Genomic DNA, 22,387 nt, shown 5'->3' with positions numbered 1-22,387 from the left:
AAAGGCCACCCGAAGGTGGCCTCTGTGCGCGTGGGGGGTGTAGCAGGTATTACTTCTTGGCTTCCCAGCCGGTCAGCTCGGCCAGGGCCTTGCCGATATCAGCCAGGGAACGCACGGTCTTCACACCAGCGTCCTGCAGCGCGGCGAACTTCTCGTCCGCAGTGCCCTTGCCGCCGGAGATGATGGCGCCAGCGTGGCCCATGCGCTTGCCCGCAGGTGCAGTAACACCGGCGATGTAGGAAACGACTGGCTTGGTGACGTTGGCCTTGATGTAGGCCGCCGCTTCTTCTTCAGCCGAACCGCCGATCTCACCGATCATGACGATCGCTTCGGTCTTCGGGTCTTCCTGGAACAGCTTCAGGATGTCGATGAAGTTGGAGCCTGGGATCGGGTCGCCGCCGATGCCCACGCAGGTCGACTGGCCGAAGCCGGCGTCGGTGGTCTGCTTGACCGCTTCGTAGGTCAGGGTGCCGGAACGCGAAACGATACCGACCTTGCCTGGCAGGTGAATGTGGCCTGGCATGATGCCGATCTTGCACTCGCCCGGAGTGATGACGCCTGGGCAGTTAGGGCCGATCAGGGTCACGCCCAGCTCGTCACACTTGACCTTGGCATCCAGCATGTCCAGGGTAGGAATGCCTTCGGTGATGCAGACGATCAGCTTGATGCCGCCGAAGGCTGCTTCCAGGATCGAGTCCTTGCAGAAAGGAGCCGGAACGTAGATGACCGAAGCGTCAGCGCCGGTGGCTTCTACGGCTTCTTTCACAGTGTTGAACACTGGCAGGCCCAGGTGGGTGGTGCCACCCTTGCCTGGCGTAACGCCGCCGACCATCTTGGTGCCGTAGGCGATGGCTTGTTCGGAGTGGAAAGTACCCTGCGAGCCGGTGAAGCCCTGGCAGATGACTTTGGTATCTTTATTGATCAGGACGCTCATTACTTGCCCTCCGCAGCTTTGACAACTTGTTGAGCAGCGTCGGTCAGGCTGGTGGCCGCAATGATGTTCAAACCGCTTTCTGCCAGTACTTTAGCGCCCAGTTCGGCGTTGTTGCCTTCGAGGCGAACGACAACCGGAACTTTCACGCCGACTTCTTTCACTGCACCAATGATGCCTTCGGCAATCATGTCGCAGCGAACGATGCCGCCGAAGATGTTGACCAGAACGGCCGCGACATTGCTGTCGGACAGAATGATCTTGAACGCTTCGGTAACGCGCTCTTTGGTAGCGCCGCCGCCCACGTCGAGGAAGTTGGCTGGCTTGCCGCCGTGCAGGTTGACGATGTCCATGGTACCCATGGCCAGGCCGGCACCGTTGACCATGCAGCCGATGTTGCCTTCGAGGGCAACGTAGTTCAGTTCGAACTTGGCAGCGTGGGCTTCACGGGCGTCGTCCTGCGACGGGTCGTGGAAGGTCTTCAGCTTAGGCTGACGGTACATGGCGTTGGCGTCGATGTTGATCTTGGCATCGAGGCAGTGCAGGTCGCCGTCGGCCTTGATCACCAGCGGGTTCACTTCCAGCAGGGCCAGATCGTGATCCTTGAACAGCTTGGCCAGGCCAACGAAGATCTTGGCGAACTGTTGAACTTGCTTGCCTTCCAGACCCAGCTGGAACGCCAGTTCACGACCCTGGAACGGCTGAGCGCCAACCAGTGGGTCGATGGTAGCCTTGAGGATCTTCTCAGGAGTTTCGTGAGCAACTTTCTCGATGTCCACGCCACCCTCGGTGGAAGCCATGAACACGATACGGCGGCTCGAACGATCCACTACAGCGCCCAGGTACAGCTCTTTGGCGATGTCAGTGCAGGATTCGACCAGAATCTTGGAGACGGGTTGACCGTTGGCATCGGTCTGGTAGGTAACCAGATTCTTGCCCAACCACTGTGCAGCGAACGCCTTGGCGTCTTCCTTGCTGCGAACCAGCTTGACGCCGCCCGCTTTACCGCGACCACCCGCGTGAACCTGGGCTTTTACTACCCACTCGTTCCCGCCGATCTTGTCGCAGGCTTCTGCAGCTTGCTCAGGGGTATCGACAGCGAAACCCTTGGAAACTGGCAGGCCGTATTCAGCGAACAGCTGCTTACCCTGATACTCGTGAAGATTCATGCTTTTTACCGTCTTCGTTAGGTACTGCGCTTCGGTGCTGCGCCATTGCTGGCGCCGCACCACCTGTGACCATTGACCCCGGGTTTTCCCGTGTAGTCCGGTCCGGCGAACGTTCCGCGGTGAGTCATGCACGCAAGACTCACGACGGGCAGCCCGCCGTGGTTTCTTATAATTAACGCTTCTTACGGTTGGCCACGTGAATGGCGCCGCCATTCACTGCCAGCGCTGCTTCATGCAGCGCTTCGGACAGGGTTGGATGGCTGAAGACCATCATGCCCAGATCCTCGGCACTGGTGCCGAATTCCATTGCGATTGCGCCCTGCTGTACCAGTTCGGCAGCCGATGGGCCAATCACGTGAACACCCAGGACGCGGTCGGTCTTGGCGTCGGCGATGACCTTGACGAAACCACCGGTATCGTTGGCTGCCATCGCACGGCCGCTGGCCGCGAACGGGAAGGTGCCTACGTTAACCTCAACACCCTCGGCCTTCAAGGCTTGTTCGGTCTTGCCGACCCACGCGATTTCCGGGTGGGTGTAGATGACCGACGGGATCAGGTCGTAGTTCATCTGGGCCTTGTGGCCCTTGATGCGCTCGACGACCATGATGCCCTCTTCCGAGGCCTTGTGTGCCAGCATCATGCCACGCACCACGTCACCGATGGCGTATACGCCTGGAACGCTGGTAGCGCAGTAGTCGTCGACGAAGATGTAGCCACGCTCGTCGATGGTCACGCCGCTGTCGGCAGCCAGCAGATCGGTGGTCACCGGACGACGGCCGACCGCGACGATCAGCTTGTCGAAGGTGATCTTCTGCTCGCCTTCGGCGTTGGTGTAGGTCACTTCGACTTCGTTGCCGTTGACTTTCGAGCCAGTGACGCGAGCGCCCAGCTTGATGTCCAGGCCTTGCTTGGTCAGGGTCTTCTGGGCTTCTTTCGACACGGCGGTGTCGGCAGCCATCAGGAAGGTGTCCAGGGCTTCCAGGACGGTGACTTCAGCACCCAGGCGAGCCCATACCGAGCCCAGCTCCAGGCCGATCACGCCAGCACCGATCACGCCCAGGCGCTTCGGTACGGCCTGGAATTCCAGGGCGCCGGTGGAGTCGACGATGACGTTCTGGTCGACCGGAGCCGGTGGAATGTCGATCGGACGCGAGCCGGAAGCGAGGATCACGTTCTCGGCTTCGATGACTTCGGTGGTGCCGTCAGCCTTGGTGACTTCGACCTTCTTGCCAGCCAGCAGCTTGCCGTGGCCCTGGATCGAGGTAACGCCGTTGGCCTTGAACAGAGTGGCAACGCCACCGGTCAGGTTCTTCACGATGCCAGCCTTGCGGCCAACCATCGCGGCGACGTCCATCTTCACTTCGCCAGTGGAGATACCGTGGACGTTGAAGCTCTCTTTGGCTTCCTTGTACTTCCAGGAGCTGTCCAGCAGCGCCTTGGACGGGATGCAACCTACGTTCAGGCAGGTGCCGCCCAGGGCCAGCTTGCCCTCGGCGTCGGTGTACTTCTCGATACAGGCAGTCTTCAGACCAAGTTGTGCGGCCTTGATGGCAGCAACATAGCCGCCAGGACCTGCACCGATTACCACTACGTCGAATTTCTGGGTCATAAAAGATTCCTTATCAGCTACAAGCTACAGGCCGCGGACCGCGCGGCATGGCTTCTCGCGAAGCCAGGGCCGGCACGGTACGCAGCCAGAGGGTTAGATGTCCAGCAGCAGGCGAGACGGATCTTCCAGCAGGTTCTTGATGGTGACCAGGAAGGTTACTGCTTCCTTGCCATCGATCAGGCGGTGATCGTACGACAGCGCCAGGTACATCATCGGGCGAATCACGACTTGGCCATTGATGGCCATCGGGCGCTGGATGATGTTGTGCATGCCAAGAATCGCGGCCTGCGGCGGGTTGACGATCGGGGTCGACATCATCGAACCGAAAGTACCGCCGTTGGTGATGGTGAAGGTGCCGCCGGTCATTTCTTCGATGGCCAGCTTGCCGTCACGGGCCTTCTTGCCGAAGGTGGCGATGCCGTTTTCGATTTCCGCCAGGCTCATCGACTCGGCGTTACGCAGCACCGGTACCACCAGGCCACGATCGCTCGACACGGCAACGCCGACGTCGGCAAAACCGTGGTAGACGATGTCGTTGCCGTCGATCGAGGCGTTGACAGCCGGGAAGCGCTTCAGGGCTTCGGTGGCGGCCTTGACGAAGAACGACATGAAGCCCAGGCGAACGCCGTTGTGGGTCTTCTCGAACAGGTCCTTGTACTTCGAGCGCAGGGCCATGACTTCGGTCATGTCGACTTCGTTGAAGGTGGTCAGCATGGCCATGTTCGACTGGGCTTCGACCAGACGCTCGGCGATCTTGGCGCGCAGACGGGTCATCGGCACGCGCTTCTCGGTGCGGTCGCCAGCGGCAACCACAACAGGAGCAGCAGCAGCGGCAGCGGCAGGCTTGGCAGCCGGGGCCGGAGCGGACTTCTTGTTGGCGACGGCGGCGACGACGTCTTCCTTGGTGATGCGACCACCTTTGCCGGTGCCGGCAACGGTAGCCAGATCGATACCGCTCTCTTCAGCCAGCTTGCGCGCGGCTGGAGCGGCGATCGGGTCGTCTTCGCCAGCGTCGGCGGCAGCAGCGGCAGCTGGAGCAGCAGCGGCCGGGGCAGCAGCTGGAGCAGCGGCGGCAGCACCACCTTCAACGATCGAACCCAGTACTTCGTCGGACAGGACGGTGTCGCCCTCGCCCTTGACGATGGCGCCCAGCACGCCGTCGGCGGTGGCCAGCACTTCCAGGACGACCTTGTCGGTCTCGATGTCGACGATCAGCTCGTCACGCTTGACGGCATCGCCCGGCTGCTTGTGCCAGGTGGCAACGGTGCCATCGGCAACCGATTCCGGGAAGGTTGGGGCTTTGATCTCGATAGCCATTATCTGTGTTTCCTTAAATTCGGTTTCAGGTGCGCGAAGGCATTAAACAGTGAAGGCGTCTTGCAGCAGTTTTTCCTGCTGCTCGGCGTGCTTCGATGCGTAACCACAGGCTGGCGCGGCGGAAGCGTCGCGGCCGGCGTATTCCAGGACCAATGCCTTGTTGTGGCGGCCCAGGATACGGCGCATGTGGTGCTGACTGCTGTACCAGGCGCCCTGGTTCATCGGCTCTTCCTGACACCAGACCGCATGCTTGAGGTTGGTGTACTGCGCCAGGATTTCGACCAGGTCGTCCTCAGGGAACGGATACAGCTGCTCCAGACGCAGGATCGCGATGTCTTCGCGGCCTTCGGCACGGCGTTTTTCCAGCAGGTCGTAGTAGACCTTGCCGCTGCACAGCACCAGGCGTTCGACCTTGGCCGGATCGAGGCTGTCGATTTCCGGGATCACGGTCTGGAACGAGCCTTCTGCCAGGTCTTCCAGGGTCGAGATGGCCAGCTTGTGGCGCAGCAGCGACTTCGGCGTCAGGACCACCAGCGGCTTGCGCAGCGGGCGAATGACCTGGCGACGCAGCAGGTGGTAGATCTGTGCCGGGGTGGTCGGTACGCAGACCTGGATGTTGTGCTCGGCGCACAGCTGCAGGTAACGCTCCAGACGCGCGGAGGAGTGCTCCGGGCCCTGCCCTTCATAACCGTGTGGCAGCAGCATGGTCAGACCGCACAGGCGGCCCCACTTGTGCTCGCCGCTGGTGATGAACTGGTCGATCACCACTTGGGCACCGTTGGCGAAGTCGCCGAACTGGGCTTCCCAGATCACCAGCGCGTTCGGCGTGGTGGTCGAGTAGCCATATTCGAAGGCCAGTACTGCTTCTTCCGACAGGAAGGAGTCGTACAGGTCGAAACGCGGCTGGCCCGGGAACAGGTTCTTCAGCGGTACGTAGGTGCTGGCGTCCTTCTGGTTGTGCAGCACTGCGTGACGGTGCGAGAAGGTGCCACGGCCGATGTCCTGGCCGGTCATGCGGATCGGGTGACCTTCGAACTGCAGGGTGGCGTAGGCCATGGTCTCTGCATAACCCCAGTTGATCGGCAAGCCACCGGCCTGCATCTTCTGGCGATCTTCGTAGATCTTCGCGACCTGACGCTGGACGACGAAGCCTTCTGGCAGTTCCAGCAGCTTGGCCGACAGGTCCTGCAGGGTCTTGAGGTCGAAGCGGGTGTCGTGACGCGCGGTCCAGGCATGGCCCAGGTACGGACGCCAGTCGACGAACAGCTCGCGGTTCGGCTCCTTGACCAGGCTCTTCACCACGTGCAGGCCGTTGTCCAGCGCGTTGCGGTATTCGTCGATCTTGGCCTGAGCACGCTCGGCATCGATGCGACCGGCCTGGATCAGCGCCTCAGCGTACAACTCACGAGTCGTGCGCTGCTTGGTGATCTGCTGGTACATCAAAGGCTGAGTGCCGTTCGGCTCGTCGGCCTCGTTGTGGCCGCGGCGACGGTAGCAGACCAGGTCGATGACCACGTCACGCTTGAACTGCATGCGGTAATCGATGGCCAGTTGGGTCACGAACAGCACCGCTTCCGGATCGTCACCGTTGACGTGCAGGATCGGCGCCTGAATCATCTTGGCGACGTCGGTGGCGTACTCGGTGGAACGTGCGTCCAGCGGGTTGCTGATGGTGAAACCAACCTGGTTGTTGATCACGATGTGCACGGTACCGCCGGTCTTGAAACCACGGGTCTGCGACATCTGGAAGGTTTCCATGACCACGCCCTGGCCGGCGAACGCAGCGTCGCCGTGGATCGAGATCGGCAGAACCTTGTCACCCACGGTGTCGTTGCGACGGTCCTGACGGGCGCGCACCGAACCTTCCACCACTGGCGAGACGATTTCCAGGTGGGACGGGTTGAACGCCATGGCCAGGTGAACTTCGCCACCGGGGGTCATCACGTTGGAGGAGAAGCCCTGGTGATACTTCACGTCACCGGAGCCCAGCTCGTTCATCTTCTTGCCTTCGAACTCGTCGAACAGCTCGCGCGGGTTCTTGCCGAAGGTGTTGACCAGCACGTTCAGACGGCCACGGTGGGCCATGCCGATCACGACTTCCTTGGTGCCGTAGGAGCCGGAACGCTGGATCATTTCGTCCAGCATCGGGATCAGGCTTTCGCCGCCCTCGAGGCCGAAACGCTTGGTGCCCGGGTACTTGGTGCCCAGGTACTTCTCAAGGCCTTCACCAGCGGTCACGCGCTCGAGCAGGTGCGTCTGCACATCGACCGAGAATTCCGGACGGCCGCGCACGCTTTCCAGGCGCTGCTGGAACCAGCTGCGTTGCTCGGAATCGACGATGTGGGTGAACTCGGCGCCAATGGTGCGACAATATGTCTTCTGGAGTGCCTCGAAGATGTCGCGTAGGCTCGCCTCCTCTTTGCCGATGAACAGGTCGCCGGCACGGAAGGTCGTATCAAGATCGGCATTGGTCAAGCCGTAGTGATTGATCGACAGGTCTACAGGCGCAGGTCGCTGCCACAACCCCAACGGGTCGAGCTTGGCAGCCTGATGGCCGCGCATACGATAGGCCTGGATCAGTCGCAGTACTTCAACCTGCTTCTTCTCGTGTTCTGTGCTCACGCTCCCGGCGGAAACCGGTTGGGCGCGGCGCTGGTTCTTTGCCAGCAGTACGAAATGGTCGCGGATCGTCGAGTGCGATACATCGGTAGCGGTGCTGCCGTCGGCTGGCAACTTCTGGAAGTAAGTGCGCCACTCTTCTGGCACAGCGTTAGGGTCGTGCAGGTAGAGCTCGTAGAGCTCTTCCACATATGCAGCGTTACCACCTGAAAGGTGGGCGCTATCCCACATGCGCTGCATCACGCTTTCTTGCATGCTTGGTCACCCTCGGTTAGGGGACTGATCGGCGAGAGCCACAGCAAACCTGGAAAAGTCCGAATAAAGCGACTGAACCACGCCACTTGGATCCTGCTGATTTTCCGGGTACCAGCCCGGAAAGCCCCTGCTGGTCTCATATCTTCATAGGTATCGAGCGCGGGCTTTGTGGGCCCTTGCTCAGGTTTTACCTCAGTGCGGGCTCACCACCCGCACCTCGGCTTACTGCAGTTACAACACTTTGTATCAGGTGCCGCTTTGCAGCAGCATGTTACGTACGTGACCGATTGCCTTGGTCGGGTTCAGACCCTTCGGGCAAACGTTGACGCAGTTCATGATCCCGCGGCAGCGGAATACGCTGAACGGGTCATCCAGGGACGCCAGGCGCTCCTGGGTCTTGGTGTCACGGCTGTCGGCCAGGAAGCGGTAGGCCTGCAGCAGAGCGGCCGGGCCCAGGAACTTGTCCGGGTTCCACCAGAACGACGGGCAGGAGGTCGAGCAGCAAGCGCACAGGATGCACTCGTACAGACCGTCCAGCTTGTCGCGGTCTTCCGGCGACTGCAGACGCTCGATGGCCGGAGCCGGGGTGTCGTTCTGCAGGAACGGCTTCACCTTCTCGTACTGCTTGTAGAAGATGCTCATGTCGACCACCAGGTCACGAATGACCGGCAGGCCTGGCAGCGGACGCAGAACCAGCTTGTTGCCCTTGACCACGCCCGACAGCGGGGTGATGCAGGCCAGGCCGTTCTTGCCGTTCATGTTCATGCCATCGGAACCGCAAACGCCTTCACGGCAGGAGCGACGGTACGAGAAGCCCTCGTCCTTTTCCTTGATCAGCGCCAGCACGTCCAGCACCATCAGGTCCTTGCCGCCGGTATCGACGTCGAACGACTCCATCTTGGGCGCCGAGTCGGTGTCCGGGTTGTAACGATAAACTTCGACTTTCAACATAGCAGCCACCCTTAGTAAGTCCGGACTTTTGGTTCGAAGGCTGGAACAGTCTTCGGCGCAAAGTTGACGCCACGCTTGGCAACGCGCTTCTCACCCGGGTAGTACAGGGTGTGGCACAGCCAGTTTTCGTCGTCACGGTCTTCGAAGTCTTCACGGGCGTGAGCGCCGCGGGACTCTTTACGGGCTTCGGCCGCAATGGCGGTAGCTTCGGCAACTTCCAGCAGGTTCTGCAGCTCCAGCGCTTCGATACGCGCGGTGTTGAAGGCCTGGGACTTGTCGTTGATCTTGACGTTGGCGATGCGCTCGCGCAGGCCGGCCAGTTGCTCGATACCCTTCTGCATGTATTCGCCAGTACGGAATACACCGAAGTAGTTCTGCATGCAGCTCTGCAGCTCGCGCTTCAGGCTGGCAACGTCTTCACCGGAAGTGCGCTCGTTGAGCTTGCTCAGGCGGCTCAGGGCAACATCGATGTCGGTATCGCTGGCGTCGAGATGCTCGATGCCGTCGCTCAGTGCCTTCTCCAGGTGCAGGCCGGCAGCACGGCCGAACACCACCAGGTCGAGCAGCGAGTTGCCGCCCAGGCGGTTGGCACCGTGTACCGATACGCACGCCACTTCACCGACGGCGAACAGGCCAGGAATGATGTGATCCTTGCCTTCTTCGTCCATGGTGATGGCCTGGCCATGAATGTTGGTGGCAACGCCACCCATCATGTAGTGGCAGGTCGGAACGACCGGCACCGGCGCGACCACTGGGTCGACGTGGGCGAAGGTCTTGGACAGTTCGCAGATACCTGGCAGGCGGCTGTGCAGCACTTCCTCGCCCAGGTGGTCCAGCTTCAGCAGTACGTGGTCCTTGTTCGGGCCCACGCCGTTGCCGGCGATGATCTCCTTGACCATGGAACGGGCAACCACGTCGCGGCCGGCCAGGTCTTTCGCGTTCGGCGCGTAACGCTCCATGAAGCGCTCGCCGTGGGCGTTGATCAGGTAGCCACCCTCACCGCGGCAACCTTCGGTGACCAGTACACCGGCGCCGGCGATGCCGGTCGGGTGGAACTGCCACATCTCGATGTCCTGTACCGGTACGCCTGCACGCAGGGCCATGCCGATACCGTCACCGGTGTTGATCAGGGCGTTGGTGGTGGACGCGTAGATACGGCCTGCACCGCCAGTGGCCAGTACGGTGGCCTTGGACTTGATGTACATGGTTTCGCCGGTTTCGATGCAGATCGCGATCACACCGACAAAGGCGCCTTCCTGGTTCTTCACCAGGTCAACGGCATAGTACTCGTTGAGGAAGGTGGTACCGGCCTTCAGGTTACCCTGGTACAGGGTGTGCAGCAGCGCGTGACCGGTACGGTCGGACGCTGCGCAGGTACGGGCGGCCTGGCCACCTTTACCGAAGTCCTTGGACTGACCACCGAACGGACGCTGGTAGATACGGCCGGTTTCGGTACGCGAGAACGGCAGACCCATGTGGTCCAGTTCGAAGACCGCAGCCGGGCCTTCCTGACACATGTATTCGATAGCGTCCTGGTCACCGATGTAGTCGGAACCCTTGACGGTATCGTACATGTGCCAGCGCCAGTCGTCGTTCGGGTCGGCCGAAGCGATGGCGCAGGTGATGCCGCCCTGGGCAGATACAGTGTGCGAACGGGTCGGGAAGACCTTGGTGACTACGGCAGTCTTGTGACCGCCCTGGGCCAGCTGCAGCGCTGCGCGCATGCCGGCGCCGCCGCCACCGATGATGATGGCGTCGAAGGAAATGGTTGGAATGCTAGCCATGGATCAGATACCCCAGAGAATCTGCACACCCCAGACGAAGTAAGCGAACATCGCAACGCCGCATACCGCCTGGAACAGGAAACGAATCGCAGTCGCCGACTTGCCGAACGACATCGGCGTCAGGTAGTCGGTGGCGATGGTCCACATGCCGACCCAGGCGTGAGCGCCCAGGGCAACGAGGGCCAGCAGACTGAAGATCCGCATCGCGTTGTTGGAGAACAGACCATGCCACTGGGTGTAGTCGATGCCTGGGTGGCAGACCACGTAGCCGATCAGGAAGATGAAGTAAGCCGCGAGAACGACCGCCGATACGCGCTGCGCCATCCAGTCATAGAGGCCCGAACGCGACAGGTTCGTGACATTGGTTACCATACCCAAACTCCCACCAGAACGATCAGCACCACGGAGATGACGATCACGATTTTCGAGCCCAGCTTGCCGCCTTCCAGCGTCTCACCGATACCCATGTCCATGATCAGGTGGCGTACACCTGCCACGAGGTGATAAAGCAGGGCGGACAGCAGGCCCCAGGTCACGAACTTGGCCAGCGGGCTGGTCAGACACGCCTTCACCTCACCGAAGCCTTCCTCGGAACCCAGCGACTTGCCCAGTGCATAAAGCATGATGGCAAGGCCGAGGAACAGGATGACGCCGGAGATACGGTGCAGAATGGACGTGTACGCAGTGACAGGAAGCTTGATGGTCCTTAGGTCTAGGTTTACAGGTCGTTGGCTTTTCACGGCTTTTTTCACACTGAAGAGCCCCTAGCGAATCAGGGCAAAGTTGTTGGTAAGTGTACTGGTCAGGTACCCACCACCCAGGGAACGGCGACCCCCAGCAGTTCGGGCTTGCAAGCCCCTGGGAGTCGGGTGCCGAGTATAGACAGTTAGGCTGCTTATGACAACGTGACGGGGTAGCCCAAATAGCGGATTGCCTTTAGCGAGCAAAAGGCGTAAATGGGCGAGAAATTCTAGAAAAATCAGGCTTCAGAGGGGCTTTCAACCAGCCTTTAGGCAAATTGACATTCGAATTTACTTCTCTATAGTGGTGCGGGCCCTGCGTGGGGGGCTGTCTGATGATTTCAAGCATTAATAGGAGGCCACATGGCTGACAAAAAAGCGCAGTTGGTCATCGAGGGCGCTGCCCCCGTCGAGCTGCCCATTTTAACCGGCACCGTTGGTCCTGATGTAATCGACGTCCGCGGGTTGGGGGCCACTGGTCACTTCACCTTCGACCCTGGCTTCATGGCGACCGCCTCGTGCGAGTCGAAGATCACCTACATCGACGGCGACAAGGGCGTGCTGCTGCACCGCGGCTACCCGATCGAACAGCTCGCCGAGAAATCGGACTACCTGGAAACCTGCTACCTGCTGCTCAACGGCGAACTGCCGAATGCCGAGCAGAAGGCCCAGTTCGTCAGCACCGTCAAGAACCACACCATGGTTCACGAGCAGCTGAAGTCCTTCTTCAACGGTTTCCGCCGCGACGCTCACCCGATGGCGGTGATGTGCGGTGTGGTCGGCGCCCTGTCGGCGTTCTACCACGACTCCCTGGACATCAATAACCCGCAACACCGCGAAATCTCCGCGGTGCGCCTGGTCGCCAAGATGCCGACCCTGGCCGCGATGGTTTACAAGTACTCCATGGGCCAGCCGATGATGTATCCGCGCAACGACCTGTCGTACGCGGAAAACTTCCTGCACATGATGTTCAACACCCCGTGCGAGATCAAACCGATCAGCCCGGTGCTGGCCAAGGCAATGGACCGGATCTTCATCCTCCACGCCGACCACGAGCAGAACGCCTCCACCTCCACCGTGCGCCTAGCGGGCTCCTCGGGTGCCAACCCGTTCGCCTGTATCGCTGCCGGTATCGCCGCTCTGTGGGGCCCGGCCCATGGCGGTGCGAACGAAGCCGTCCTTACCATGCTCGATGAAATTGGCGATGTTTCGAACATCGACAAGTACATCGCCAAGGCCAAGGACAAGAACGACCCGTTCAAGCTGATGGGCTTCGGTCACCGTGTCTACAAGAACCGTGACCCACGCGCCACCGTGATGAAGAAGACCTGCGACGAAGTCCTGGGCGAGCTGGGCATCAAGAACGATCCACAGCTGGAACTGGCCATGCGCCTGGAAGAGATCGCCCTGACCGATCCGTACTTCATCGAGCGCTCGCTGTACCCGAACGTCGACTTCTACTCGGGCATCATCCTGAAGGCAATCGGCATTCCGACCAGCATGTTCACCGTGATCTTCGCCCTGGCACGCACTGTCGGCTGGATCTCGCACTGGAAAGAAATGCTCTCCAGCCCGTACAAGATCGGCCGCCCTCGCCAGCTGTACACCGGCGAACTGCAGCGCGACATCGTCGAGCTGAAGGACCGCAAGTAAGCCTTACCCGCCGAACGCAAAAAGGCTGCCCTCGGGCAGCCTTTTTTATTGGCCCCTGTAGGAGCGGCCTTGCGTCGCGAAAGGGCCGCAACGCGGCCCCTGGGCTTCAGCGGTCATGCAATAAGCTGGGGCCGCTTCGCAGCCCTTTCGCGACACAAGGCCGCTCCTACAACAAACTCAGTTCTTCTCGGCCAGTTCACGCAACCCTTTGAGGGTATTGAACGGCGAATCGACCACGAACTTGTTGGCCACCATCGCAGGCACGCTACCACCCGGCTCGGTGTGCACCTGATAGGTCACCTCGGTACTGTCCCCCTTGGGCACCAGCTTCCAGAAGCCCTGCACTTTCGCCACCCGCACAAAGCCCTTTTCTTCCGGGATGTAGCTCGGCTCTTCGACCAGATTGCGGGTCAGGCTGCCGTCAGCCCCCTTGACGGTGGTGATATGCAACACGGAATCGCGCGGCGTCACCGGCCACGGCGTATTGAACTGGGTGTAGGTCCAGCTCTGGTCACCTTCATGCTTGAGCAGCTTCTGCGACTTGCACTCGTGAATCCACTTGCAAGCCCCGGCCACGTCCTCCTGTAGCGCCTGGACCTTGGCCAGCGGCGCCTTGATCAGGGTCACGCCCTGGTAGGCCTTGTACTTGGAGCCCGGCACTTCGCTGAGCGAGACCTTGATCCCCTCCTCGTCCTTGGCCACCTGCCAGTTTTCGGCCCAGGCAGCCGGCGCCAGCAGGACACCCATGCCACACAGCAGTGCAATACGCTTGAACGATCTCATCATGTTTATCCTTGTTGTCGAAGATCCAGCCTCTCACGCCGCCGTTATCTGCTCCCACCAGCCAAGAATCCTGATTGCCTCGTCGCGGTCATTGCCACACACCTCGAAATCCGCCTTGAAACCGCCACACACCGCCGGCCGCTCGGGCTTGCCGAACAGATCGCAGAGGTTTTCCGCTGTCAGGTGCAGGCAGCGCTCGCCCGCCGGCTTGCCCTGGGGCATGCGCGGCATCGCCGAGCTGATGGACGGGGCGATGCAGCAGGCACCACAACCCTCACGACACTTCATGGCTAAATCAGGACTCCCTGGAACAAAACGGGACGATCGTCCCTGGATAGTAACCGCTCAAACATACGTTTGAAATTGCTGACCCGATGAAATCTGCCGTGACTCGGCAGTCAGTTTGGCCTGTTCAGTTGCGGAACTGGAAATCGATTGCCGCGCCTTCCACATCGTGGCGACTTTCGTTACGCAGCTGCAGCTGCATCTCGTTGCTGATCAAACGGCCGTTGAGCTGAAACGGGCTGTCGCTGGTTTCCGGCTTTTCCGTGAACATGGCGGGCAGCAAAGGTTTGCGGCGGGTCGAAGGATCACCCACCTCAGGCTCGAGATTCTTGACCATGTCGGTCGGCAGACTCAGGTCCAGCCTGGCTTTGGGCAATGGCTGCGTGGCCACCTTGCTGACCGGCTTGGGCTTGGGCTTGGGCTTAGGCTTGGCTTTGGCCTTGCTGGCCGCCGGCTTGGCTTTGGCTACAGGCTTTGCCGCCTTGTCATGCCCCGCTTGCGCCTGGGCAGCAGGCTGCGCAGCCTGGACCACATCAACAGGCAGGCAGAACGGCGCAATACAGATCATCAGGGCGACACTACGCAACAGATTCATGGACATCGACAGGCAGGCGGGATTGTAAAAGTGCGTATGCTCTCTGTTCCGCCCGCTGCTGGCAAGCCTACAAAAGTGAGGGCTGCGATTCTCTGCATAATTGCTGGGCCAATAGCCCGAGCGTGATGACCGCCCGTTCGGCTTCCTTGTTCCATGGAATGCCGCAGTTGAGCCGGATGCAGTGGTTGAACTGCTCGGTGTTACTGAAAATCAGCCCGGGCGCGATACTGATGCCCTGCTCCAGTGCACGCACATGCAACTCCTGGGTATTGACCCGCCCCGGCAAGCTGACCCAGAGGATGAAACCGCCAGTTGGCCGGGTCATCTGGGTACCTTCCGGGAAGTGCTGCTGCACCGCCAACTGGTAGGCACTGAGGTTCTTGCGATACTCCTGGCGGATAAAGCGCAGATGCCGGTCGTAGCCACCGTTCTCCAGGTACGCCGCCACACCCATCTGCGTCACGCTGCACGCCGAGTGGGTGGTGAAGGTCTGCAGGCGCTGGATTTCATCCTGATAGCGCCCCGCCACCATCCAACCGACCCGCACCCCGGGCGAAAGGGTCTTGGAAAAGCTCGAGCAGTAGATGACCCGGTCCAGCCGGTCGAAGGCCTTGAGCGCCTTGGTCTTGCCCTGCTCGAACATCAGCTCGCCGTAGATGTCGTCTTCGACGATCTGGATATCGAAGTCCGACGCCAGGCGCAGCAACTGCTTCTGCCGCTCCTCCGGCACCGTGCCGCCCAGCGGATTGCTCAGGCGCGTGGTGAGCACCAGAGCCTTGATCGACCACTGGTTGGCAGCCAGTTGCAGGGCCTCAAGGCTGATGCCGGTGGACGGATCACTGGGGATCTCGATCACCTTCAACCCCAGCAGGTCCGCCAACTGCAGAAGCCCGTAATAGGTCGGCGACTCAGCTGCAATCAGGTCACCCGGGCGGGTCAGCACCCGCAGCGACATCTGCAAGGCATCGACACAGCCATGGGTGACAATTACCTCACGCGGGTCGACCAGCACACCCGCATCGCGCATGCGGATCGCGATCTGCCGGCGCAACGGCTCGAAGCCCGGGCTGAACATGTAGCTGAAGGCTCGCGGGCTGTGAAAGCGGGTGACCTTGGCGATCTGCTGGTGCAGGGCGCGCACCGGCAGGTAGTCGACGTGCGGCACGGCAGCGCCGAACGGGAACACGCCATCGCGGCGCGCCTCGGTCAGTACCTGCTGGATGATACTGGCACGCGTGACCAGGCCAGGGCGCTCGACCCGGGCGATATCCGGCGTCTGCGCGGTCAGGGCAGGCGTCTGATGAACGTAGTAGCCCGACTGCGGCCGGGCACGGATCAGCCCCTGATCCTCGAGATTGGCGTAGGCCTGCAACACCGTGGCATGGCTGACGTTGAGCTGGGCGCTCATCTTGCGCACCGACGGTACGCGCTCTCCTGGCTGGTAGACACCGCGACGGATGTCATCGGCCAGTTGCTGGGCGATACGCTGGTACAACAGCAGGTTGGTCATGGCGGTATCTCGACGCGCAGGCGGCTCGTTATTCTTGTACGACTCACTGACGGTAGAGCATACCGTAACAGTTGCAAAGTGTACTGGGACAGATGGCTAAGTAGTCAACAATACCGTTGCGTGACACCTGTCAAAACGACTAATCCGTGCGATGCCGATGAAAACTGGGGGCTGAAAAGCGGCCCCCTTTTTCAAGGTGATCAGCGCGCTGGCGCGAGTCGACCCTTGTCGTCGGAGAACACGATTTCCACCCGGCGATTCTGCGCCCTGCCCCGCTCCGAAGCATTGGCCTCGATCGGGTACTGGTCGCCATAGCCTTCGACCTGCAGGCGCTTTTCATCGATCCCCAGGTCAACCAGCATGTCAGCCACCGACTGGGCGCGATCGCGCGACAGCTTGAGGTTGTCTTCTGGCGTACCGGTGCTGTCGGTATAGCCCTCGATCCGCACCACACGACGCGGATTGAGCTGGAGGAACTGCACCAGCTTGAGCACAGTGCGGCTGGCCGAGTTCTTCAGGTCGGCACTGCCGGTGTCGAACAGCACGTCACTCAGGGTCATCACCAAGCCTCGGTCGGCCTGCTCCGAGGCCAATGCGGCAATCTGGTTCTCCACCCATTTGCCCTGCTGCTGCACACTGGCCAGCTTGGCCTCGCGCAAGGCCAACTGCAGACGCTGGCGTTCAAGGTCGAGCTTGGCCCGACGCTCCTCGCTCAGCGCCAGCTTGGCGTGCTCGCTGGCGATCTCGCTGTAGCGCTGGCTCAGGTAGGCATAATGACGCACGTCGCTGCCCGTGCCGATGTAGCCGGAAAGGCGCTCGGCGCGCGACAGCGACTCACCGGCACGGACTACGTCACGCGGGGCGCTGCGCAGCACGTCGGCATCGTCCTTGACCTTCTGGAAGGCAACGGTCGCGTCATCCAGCGCCGCCGAACTGCGCTGGCTGGCACAACCCTGCAAGCCGGCCGTCAGCACCAGCAGTGCCAGCGCGGTTTTCGCATTCAGGCGCATCATGGCTGCGCCTCCAGCTGCTTGCGCAAGCGCTTGACCCGCGTTTGCAGCAACTGAAGCTGCTCATCGCTCTTCTGGTTCAGCACCTGCGCCTCGGCCAGGCGGGCGTCCAGCTCGGCCTGTTCGGCACGCATGCGTGCGTCACGGTAGTCCTCGGTCAGCATGTTGGTCTTGGCCCGGGCGAACTTGTCTTCGGCCAGCTTCAGCGCCTCGACCTGGTCGGTGGCACCGACTGCCTTGGCCTGCTCCAGCGCCTGCTCGGAAATTCGCATCTGCTCATTGGGCGCCGGGTCATTGGCGCAGCCGGCCAGGCCGAGCATGGCCACGGCTAGGATCAGGGATTGGGTTCTCACGCACTCTTCCTAATGTTTTGGGGCGTCCGCCTGCACTTGCATCTGCGCTTTCCAACGCTCGACATTACGTTGCAGCACGGCTTCGGACGCACCGGAGATCGGCAATTCTGTCAGCTTTTTCGCCAATTGCCCACGCAACCACGCGTCATTGCAGGCGGAATTGTGCGACACCGCCAGGTACAGGCCAGGGCGGTCCACCGGCAAGCCGCGGGCGATGAGGTTATTGCTCATGCCCAGGCTCTGGGTCATGGCCATGCCCGAGTAGCGCCCGGCCAATACATAATCGACCTGGCCCAGTACCAGTTTCTGGAAGGCCTGAGTGAGGTTCTGCGCCGGCACCAGATTCAGATGGGCTTTGGCGAAGGCGGTGAACGCCGGGGTCAGGCGCGCACGCTCGGACAGGCCGCCCTGGTACTTGGCCAGGTCGGCCGGGCCTTCGAACTCCAGCGTGGCGTCATGGCGTGTCCAGACCAGGTATTCATTGAGCTGCAAGGGCGGGTGAATGTAGTCCAGCGCCGTCAGCTGCTCCACTTGCATGGGGGTATCGAGCAGCAGGTCCATGCGCCCACTGCGCACTTCCTCCAGCGCCTGATCGCGCCGACCGGCACTGAGCACCTCGACTTTCACCCCCAGCTCGCCGAGCACCTGGCGCAGCAGGTCGACATTGGCGCCGATCAGGTGCTTCGGGTCGCTCGGGTCTTGCCAGGAATACGGTGGTGCATCTGGGCTGCCAGTTGCCACCAACCGTTCGCACTTGCCTGCCGCCATCACCACCGGCGACAGCAGCGCCACCATGCATGCCAGCACCCTGCCCGCTTCGCGCAACACCATCCTTCACTCCTTGCCCGGCAACAAAAAAGCCCGGCCCTCAGTGCGAGGGCCGGGCTTCTTTATAAGTGAAGCAGGCGGATCAGACCAGCTTTTCCAGCTCCGGAACGGCTTCGAACAGGTCGGCGACCAGGCCGTAATCGGCCACCTGGAAGATCGGCGCTTCTTCATCCTTGTTGATCGCGACGATCACCTTGGAATCCTTCATGCCGGCCAGGTGCTGGATTGCGCCGGAGATACCGACGGCGATGTACAGCTGCGGCGCGACGATCTTGCCGGTCTGGCCGACCTGCATGTCGTTCGGCACGAAGCCGGCATCGACTGCGGCGCGCGAGGCACCGACGGCAGCGCCGAGCTTGTCGGCCAGGCTGTACAGGTGCTTGAAGTTGTCACCGTTGCCCATGCCACGGCCGCCGGAAACGACGATCTTGGCAGCGGTAAGCTCTGGGCGGTCGGACTTGGCCAGCTCTTCGCCCACGAAGGCAGAGATACCAGCGTTGTGCGCAGCAGCCACCGCTTCGACGGCAGCCGAGCCACCTTCGGCGGCCACGGCGTCGAAGCCTGTGGTACGCACGGTGATGACCTTGATCGCAGCGCTCGATTGCACGGTGGCAATGGCGTTACCGGCGTAGATCGGGCGCTTGAAGGTATCGGCCGATTCAACCGAGATGATCTCGGAGATCTGGTCGACGTCCAGCAGCGCGGCAACGCGCGGCAGGATGTTCTTGCCGTTGGTAGTGGCCGGGGCCAGCACGTGGCTGTAACCCTTGGCCAGCTCGACGAGCAGCGGCGCGACGTTTTCCGGCAATGCGTGGGCGTAGGCTGCGTTATCGGCAACCAGTACCTTGGCCACGCCAGCGATCTTGGCAGCGGCTTCGGCAACGCCACCGACGTTCTGGCCAGCGACCAGCACGTGCACATCACCACCGATCTTGGCGGCAGCGGCGACAGTGTTCAGGGTGGCCGGGGCTACGGCACCGTTTTCGTGTTCAGCGACAACCAGGATAGTCATTTAGATTACCTTCGCTTCGTTCTTCAGCTTCTCGACCAGTTCGGCCACCGATTTGACCTTGATGCCAGCGCTGCGGGCAGCCGGGGCTTCGACTTTCAGGGTCTTGTTGGTGGAGGCGAGGGAAACGCCCAGCGCGTCTGGAGTAACGGTTTCCAGCGGCTTCTTCTTGGCCTTCATGATGTTCGGCAGCGACGCGTAGCGTGGCTCGTTCAGGCGCAGGTCGGTGGTAACGATGGCCGGCAGGTTCAGCGAAACGGTCTGCAGGCCGCCGTCGATTTCACGGGTGACGTTCAGCTTGTCGCCAGCGACTTCGACCTTGGAGGCGAAGGTGCCCTGGGCGAAGCCGGTCAGCGCGGCCAGCATCTGGCCGGTCTGGTTGTTGTCACTGTCGATGGCCTGCTTGCCGAGGATCACCAGTTGCGGCTGCTCCTTGTCGACAACGGCTTTCAGTGCCTTGGCCACGGCCAGGGAATTCAGCTCGTCAGCGGCTTCGACCAGGATGGCGCGGTCGGCACCCAGGGCCAGGGCAGTACGCAACTGCTCCTGAGCAGTGGTCGGGCCGACGGAGACCACGACGATCTCGGTCGCGACGCCCTTTTCCTTAAGGCGTACGGCTTCTTCCACGGCGATTTCGCAGAAGGGGTTCATGGACATCTTGACGTTAGCAAGGTCGACGCCGGAGTTGTCCGCCTTGACGCGAACCTTGACGTTGTAGTCGACCACTCGTTTGACAGCTACAAGAACCTTCATGGATTCCTCGTTACTCTCCGGTGAATAGATAGTCGCCTGGGGCCATGCCCGGCGATGCGCGTGGGTACAAGGGCACCTCTGAAAACGTACCGGGAGGGGCAAACTTCATGGTGACCGAACAGTCTTGTTGCGACTGTTGCGGCAAATACCCACGGGTCATTTTCTGTCGTGGCGTGTAGACTCCACTACAAATCGGTTCTTATACCGAAAACCCTGCTCCAAACCTGGTCTTTAGAGGTGTACCTGCGCCCGGCTGCAAGCCTACGGCGAACGTAAAACCGCTCGTATCTTGACCGCAACACCCAATCCGGTCAATACGGCAAATCGGTCACCTTCCAGCCGCGTTCCAGTGATTTTACTGGGCTCCGGCAAATTCAAACAAACGTTTGTATTGGACCCGCCAAGTGGTGTAGATATAATGCGCGCCAAGACAAAACGGTGTAGTCCGCCCATTGCGTAGCTACAGTTTCGCGCCAGCGAAGCGCCGCTGCACGCAAGCACCCATAAGACAAAGCAACAGCACGAGCCTTGATGAGTAGGAGAGAACCTGTGGAACGCGAATACATGGAATTCGACGTGGTCATCGTCGGCGCAGGCCCTGCGGGCCTGTCCGCCGCCTGCCGCCTGAAGCAGAAGGCCGCCGAAGCCGGTAGCGAGATCAGCGTCTGCGTGGTGGAAAAAGGCTCCGAAGTAGGTGCTCATATTCTCTCCGGTGCGGTGTTCGAACCCCGCGCCCTGAACGAGCTGTTCCCCGACTGGAAAGAACTCGGCGCGCCGCTCAACACCGAAGTGAAGCGCGACGACATCTATGTGCTGAAAAGTGCCGACAGCTCGACCAAGGTCCCCGACCTGTTCGTGCCCAAGACCATGCACAACCACGGCAACTACATCATCTCCCTGGGCAACCTGTGCCGCTGGCTGGCCCAGCAGGCCGAAAACCTGGGTGTGGAAATCTACCCGGGCTTCGCCGCCCAGGAAGCGCTGTTCGACGAAAACGGCGTGGTCCGCGGCATCGTCACCGGTGACCTGGGTGTCGACCGCGAAGGCAATCCGAAAGACGGCCTGTATACCCCGGGCATGGAACTGCGCGCCAAGTACACCCTGTTCGCCGAAGGCTGCCGCGGCCATATCGGCAAGCAACTGATCAAGCGCTTCAACCTCGACAGCGAAGCCGACGTCCAGCACTACGGCATCGGCCTGAAGGAAATCTGGGAAATCGACCCAGCCAAGCACGAGCAGGGCCTGGTGGTGCACACCGCTGGCTGGCCGCTGGACGTGACCAGCAAGGACAACACCGGCGGTTCGTTCCTCTATCACCTGGAAAACAACCAGGTGGTGGTCGGCCTGATTGTCGACCTTTCCTACGCCAACCCGTACCTGTCGCCGTTCGACGAGTTCCAGCGCCTCAAGCACCACCCGGTGATGAGCCAGTACCTCGAAGGCGGCAAGCGCATCAGCTACGGTGCCCGTGCCATCTGCAAAGGCGGCCTGAACTCGCTGCCGAAAATGGTCTTCAACGGCGGCGCGCTGATCGGTTGCGACCTCGGCACCCTGAACTTCTCGAAGATCAAGGGCAGCCACACCGCGATGAAATCCGGCATGCTCGCTGCCGAGGCAGTGGCTGACGCACTGGCTGCCGGCCGCGAGGGTGGCGACCTGCTCGACGGCTACGTCAGCGCGTTCAAGGCCAGCTGGCTGTACGAAGAACTGTTCGCCAGCCGTAACTTCGGCCCGGCACTGCACAAGTTCGGCCCGCTGCTCGGCGGTGCCTTCAACTATGTCGACCAGAACTGGTTCAACGGCAAGCTGCCGTTCACCCTGCACGACACCAAGCCGGACTACGCCTGCCTCAAGCTCGCCGCCGAGTCGAAGAAGATCGACTACCCGAAACCGGACGGCAAGCTCAGCTTCGACAAGCTCAGCTCGGTATTCCTCTCCAGCACCAACCACGAAGAGGAACAACCCTGCCACCTGAAGCTGACCGACCCGAACGTGCCGATCGCCAGCAACCTGCCGCTGTACGACGAACCGGCCCAGCGCTACTGCCCGGCGGGCGTGTACGAAGTGGTCAGCCAGGAAGATGGCAGCAAGCGCTTCCAGATCAACGCGCAGAACTGCGTGCACTGCAAGACCTGCGACATCAAGGACCCGGCCCAGAACATCACCTGGGTCACCCCTGAAGGCGCTGGCGGGCCGAACTACCCGAACATGTAAGGCCACTGCCCTTGCAGCA

Annotated in this window: 20 protein-coding genes; 2 read left to right on the top strand and 18 right to left on the bottom strand. The window is 61.3% G+C overall.

Going from position 1 to position 22,387, the window contains the following annotated elements:
• Positions 1-49 precede the first annotated feature (49 nt).
• From sucD to sdhC, 9 genes are all read right to left on the bottom strand, one after another.
• Positions 50-934 carry a succinate--CoA ligase subunit alpha gene (gene sucD, locus J7573_RS17035; protein ID WP_016393102.1) on the bottom strand — a complete coding sequence of 295 codons (885 nt, stop codon included), beginning with the start codon at positions 932-934 and terminating at the stop codon, positions 50-52.
• Positions 934-2,100: an ADP-forming succinate--CoA ligase subunit beta gene (gene sucC, locus J7573_RS17030; protein WP_003254205.1), complete on the bottom strand. Its 1,167-nt coding sequence runs from the start codon at positions 2,098-2,100 to the stop codon at positions 934-936. The genes sucD and sucC overlap by 1 nt, the downstream gene beginning before the upstream one ends.
• 172 nt (positions 2,101-2,272) lie before the next feature.
• Entirely contained in the window at positions 2,273-3,709 is a 1,437-nt protein-coding gene (gene lpdA, locus J7573_RS17025) for a dihydrolipoyl dehydrogenase (RefSeq protein ID WP_003254207.1), read from the bottom strand.
• Between the two features lie 93 nt (positions 3,710-3,802).
• Positions 3,803-5,026, bottom strand: a complete 1,224-nt coding sequence (odhB, locus tag J7573_RS17020; RefSeq protein WP_294337618.1) for a 2-oxoglutarate dehydrogenase complex dihydrolipoyllysine-residue succinyltransferase — start codon at positions 5,024-5,026, stop codon at positions 3,803-3,805.
• Between the two features lie 42 nt (positions 5,027-5,068).
• Entirely contained in the window at positions 5,069-7,900 is a 2,832-nt protein-coding gene (locus tag J7573_RS17015; protein WP_103446608.1) for a 2-oxoglutarate dehydrogenase E1 component, read from the bottom strand.
• A 246-nt stretch (positions 7,901-8,146) separates the two neighbouring features.
• Complete coding sequence (locus tag J7573_RS17010) at positions 8,147-8,851, bottom strand: succinate dehydrogenase iron-sulfur subunit (RefSeq protein WP_012315348.1); 705 nt, start codon at positions 8,849-8,851, stop codon at positions 8,147-8,149.
• 11 nt (positions 8,852-8,862) lie between these two features.
• Positions 8,863-10,635 carry a succinate dehydrogenase flavoprotein subunit gene (gene sdhA / locus J7573_RS17005; RefSeq protein ID WP_159411395.1) on the bottom strand — a complete coding sequence of 591 codons (1,773 nt, stop codon included), beginning with the start codon at positions 10,633-10,635 and terminating at the stop codon, positions 8,863-8,865.
• A gap of 3 nt (positions 10,636-10,638) precedes the next feature.
• On the bottom strand, positions 10,639-11,007 hold the full coding sequence (sdhD, locus tag J7573_RS17000; protein ID WP_027921320.1) for a succinate dehydrogenase, hydrophobic membrane anchor protein: 369 nt from the start codon (positions 11,005-11,007) through the stop codon (positions 10,639-10,641).
• Complete coding sequence (sdhC, locus tag J7573_RS16995; protein WP_012315350.1) at positions 11,001-11,387, bottom strand: succinate dehydrogenase, cytochrome b556 subunit; 387 nt, start codon at positions 11,385-11,387, stop codon at positions 11,001-11,003. Before sdhC ends, sdhD begins: the two co-directional genes overlap by 7 nt.
• A gap of 351 nt (positions 11,388-11,738) precedes the next feature.
• On the opposite strand from sdhC, the gene gltA reads away from it, so the two are divergent.
• Positions 11,739-13,028 (top strand): citrate synthase, encoded by a 1,290-nt coding sequence (gene gltA / locus J7573_RS16990; protein ID WP_054899921.1) that lies wholly within the window; start codon positions 11,739-11,741, stop codon positions 13,026-13,028.
• A 177-nt stretch (positions 13,029-13,205) separates the two neighbouring features.
• Here the strand turns inward: gltA and J7573_RS16985 are convergent, their stop codons facing one another.
• The 9 genes from J7573_RS16985 to J7573_RS16945 form a co-directional block, all read right to left on the bottom strand.
• Positions 13,206-13,811, bottom strand: a complete 606-nt coding sequence (locus tag J7573_RS16985; protein WP_294337673.1) for an START domain-containing protein — start codon at positions 13,809-13,811, stop codon at positions 13,206-13,208.
• 33 nt (positions 13,812-13,844) lie between these two features.
• Positions 13,845-14,099, bottom strand: a complete 255-nt coding sequence (locus tag J7573_RS16980; RefSeq protein WP_294337567.1) for a YkgJ family cysteine cluster protein — start codon at positions 14,097-14,099, stop codon at positions 13,845-13,847.
• Positions 14,100-14,223: 124 nt separating this feature from the next.
• The gene (locus J7573_RS16975) at positions 14,224-14,691 is read right to left on the bottom strand and encodes a hypothetical protein (RefSeq protein ID WP_294337565.1); all 468 of its coding nucleotides are present in this window, start codon (positions 14,689-14,691) and stop codon (positions 14,224-14,226) included.
• A gap of 67 nt (positions 14,692-14,758) precedes the next feature.
• The gene (locus tag J7573_RS16970) at positions 14,759-16,201 is read right to left on the bottom strand and encodes a PLP-dependent aminotransferase family protein (protein WP_294337564.1); all 1,443 of its coding nucleotides are present in this window, start codon (positions 16,199-16,201) and stop codon (positions 14,759-14,761) included.
• Positions 16,202-16,401: 200 nt separating this feature from the next.
• Positions 16,402-17,214 carry an OmpA family protein gene (locus tag J7573_RS16965; RefSeq protein WP_294337562.1) on the bottom strand — a complete coding sequence of 271 codons (813 nt, stop codon included), beginning with the start codon at positions 17,212-17,214 and terminating at the stop codon, positions 16,402-16,404.
• Positions 17,211-17,564 (bottom strand): DUF4398 domain-containing protein, encoded by a 354-nt coding sequence (locus tag J7573_RS16960; RefSeq protein WP_294337561.1) that lies wholly within the window; start codon positions 17,562-17,564, stop codon positions 17,211-17,213. The genes J7573_RS16965 and J7573_RS16960 overlap by 4 nt, the downstream gene beginning before the upstream one ends.
• Positions 17,565-17,573: 9 nt before the next feature.
• Positions 17,574-18,395, bottom strand: coding sequence for a transporter substrate-binding domain-containing protein (locus J7573_RS16955; RefSeq protein ID WP_294337559.1), 822 nt, complete (start codon positions 18,393-18,395; stop codon positions 17,574-17,576).
• Between the two features lie 79 nt (positions 18,396-18,474).
• Positions 18,475-19,404: an FAD-binding protein gene (locus tag J7573_RS16950; protein ID WP_294337557.1), complete on the bottom strand. Its 930-nt coding sequence runs from the start codon at positions 19,402-19,404 to the stop codon at positions 18,475-18,477.
• Positions 19,405-20,154 carry an electron transfer flavoprotein subunit beta/FixA family protein gene (locus J7573_RS16945; protein ID WP_294337555.1) on the bottom strand — a complete coding sequence of 250 codons (750 nt, stop codon included), beginning with the start codon at positions 20,152-20,154 and terminating at the stop codon, positions 19,405-19,407.
• Between the two features lie 531 nt (positions 20,155-20,685).
• On the opposite strand from J7573_RS16945, the gene J7573_RS16940 reads away from it, so the two are divergent.
• Positions 20,686-22,368, top strand: coding sequence for an electron transfer flavoprotein-ubiquinone oxidoreductase (locus tag J7573_RS16940; protein ID WP_099814148.1), 1,683 nt, complete (start codon positions 20,686-20,688; stop codon positions 22,366-22,368).
• Positions 22,369-22,387 lie beyond the last annotated feature (19 nt).

Source organism: Pseudomonas sp., from assembly GCF_017744435.1.
In the GTDB taxonomy this organism is placed as follows: domain Bacteria; phylum Pseudomonadota; class Gammaproteobacteria; order Pseudomonadales; family Pseudomonadaceae; genus Aquipseudomonas.
Note: the sequence above shows the minus strand (reverse complement) of the source record. Positions and strands in the feature narration are given on the sequence as shown.

Excerpts from the sequence above, each read along its gene's own strand:
- J7573_RS16980 (WP_294337567.1), bottom strand. The coding sequence starts at position 14,099 with ATGAAGTGTCGTGAGGGTTGTGGTGCCTGCTGCATCGCCCCGTCCATC.
- sdhD (WP_027921320.1), bottom strand. The coding sequence starts at position 11,007 with ATGGTAACCAATGTCACGAACCTGTCGCGTTCGGGCCTCTATGACTGG.
- J7573_RS16975 (WP_294337565.1), bottom strand. The coding sequence starts at position 14,691 with ATGAATCTGTTGCGTAGTGTCGCCCTGATGATCTGTATTGCGCCGTTC.
- J7573_RS16950 (WP_294337557.1), bottom strand. The coding sequence starts at position 19,404 with ATGACTATCCTGGTTGTCGCTGAACACGAAAACGGTGCCGTAGCCCCG.
- gltA (WP_054899921.1), top strand. The coding sequence starts at position 11,739 with ATGGCTGACAAAAAAGCGCAGTTGGTCATCGAGGGCGCTGCCCCCGTC.
- J7573_RS16985 (WP_294337673.1), bottom strand. The coding sequence starts at position 13,811 with ATGAGATCGTTCAAGCGTATTGCACTGCTGTGTGGCATGGGTGTCCTG.
- J7573_RS16955 (WP_294337559.1), bottom strand. The coding sequence starts at position 18,395 with ATGGTGTTGCGCGAAGCGGGCAGGGTGCTGGCATGCATGGTGGCGCTG.
- odhB (WP_294337618.1), bottom strand. The coding sequence starts at position 5,026 with ATGGCTATCGAGATCAAAGCCCCAACCTTCCCGGAATCGGTTGCCGAT.
- lpdA (WP_003254207.1), bottom strand. The coding sequence starts at position 3,709 with ATGACCCAGAAATTCGACGTAGTGGTAATCGGTGCAGGTCCTGGCGGC.
- sdhA (WP_159411395.1), bottom strand. The coding sequence starts at position 10,635 with ATGGCTAGCATTCCAACCATTTCCTTCGACGCCATCATCATCGGTGGC.
- J7573_RS16965 (WP_294337562.1), bottom strand. The coding sequence starts at position 17,214 with ATGATGCGCCTGAATGCGAAAACCGCGCTGGCACTGCTGGTGCTGACG.
- J7573_RS16940 (WP_099814148.1), top strand. The coding sequence starts at position 20,686 with ATGAGTAGGAGAGAACCTGTGGAACGCGAATACATGGAATTCGACGTG.
- J7573_RS17015 (WP_103446608.1), bottom strand. The coding sequence starts at position 7,900 with ATGCAAGAAAGCGTGATGCAGCGCATGTGGGATAGCGCCCACCTTTCA.
- J7573_RS16945 (WP_294337555.1), bottom strand. The coding sequence starts at position 20,154 with ATGAAGGTTCTTGTAGCTGTCAAACGAGTGGTCGACTACAACGTCAAG.
- J7573_RS16970 (WP_294337564.1), bottom strand. The coding sequence starts at position 16,201 with ATGACCAACCTGCTGTTGTACCAGCGTATCGCCCAGCAACTGGCCGAT.
- sucD (WP_016393102.1), bottom strand. The coding sequence starts at position 934 with ATGAGCGTCCTGATCAATAAAGATACCAAAGTCATCTGCCAGGGCTTC.
- sucC (WP_003254205.1), bottom strand. The coding sequence starts at position 2,100 with ATGAATCTTCACGAGTATCAGGGTAAGCAGCTGTTCGCTGAATACGGC.
- J7573_RS17010 (WP_012315348.1), bottom strand. The coding sequence starts at position 8,851 with ATGTTGAAAGTCGAAGTTTATCGTTACAACCCGGACACCGACTCGGCG.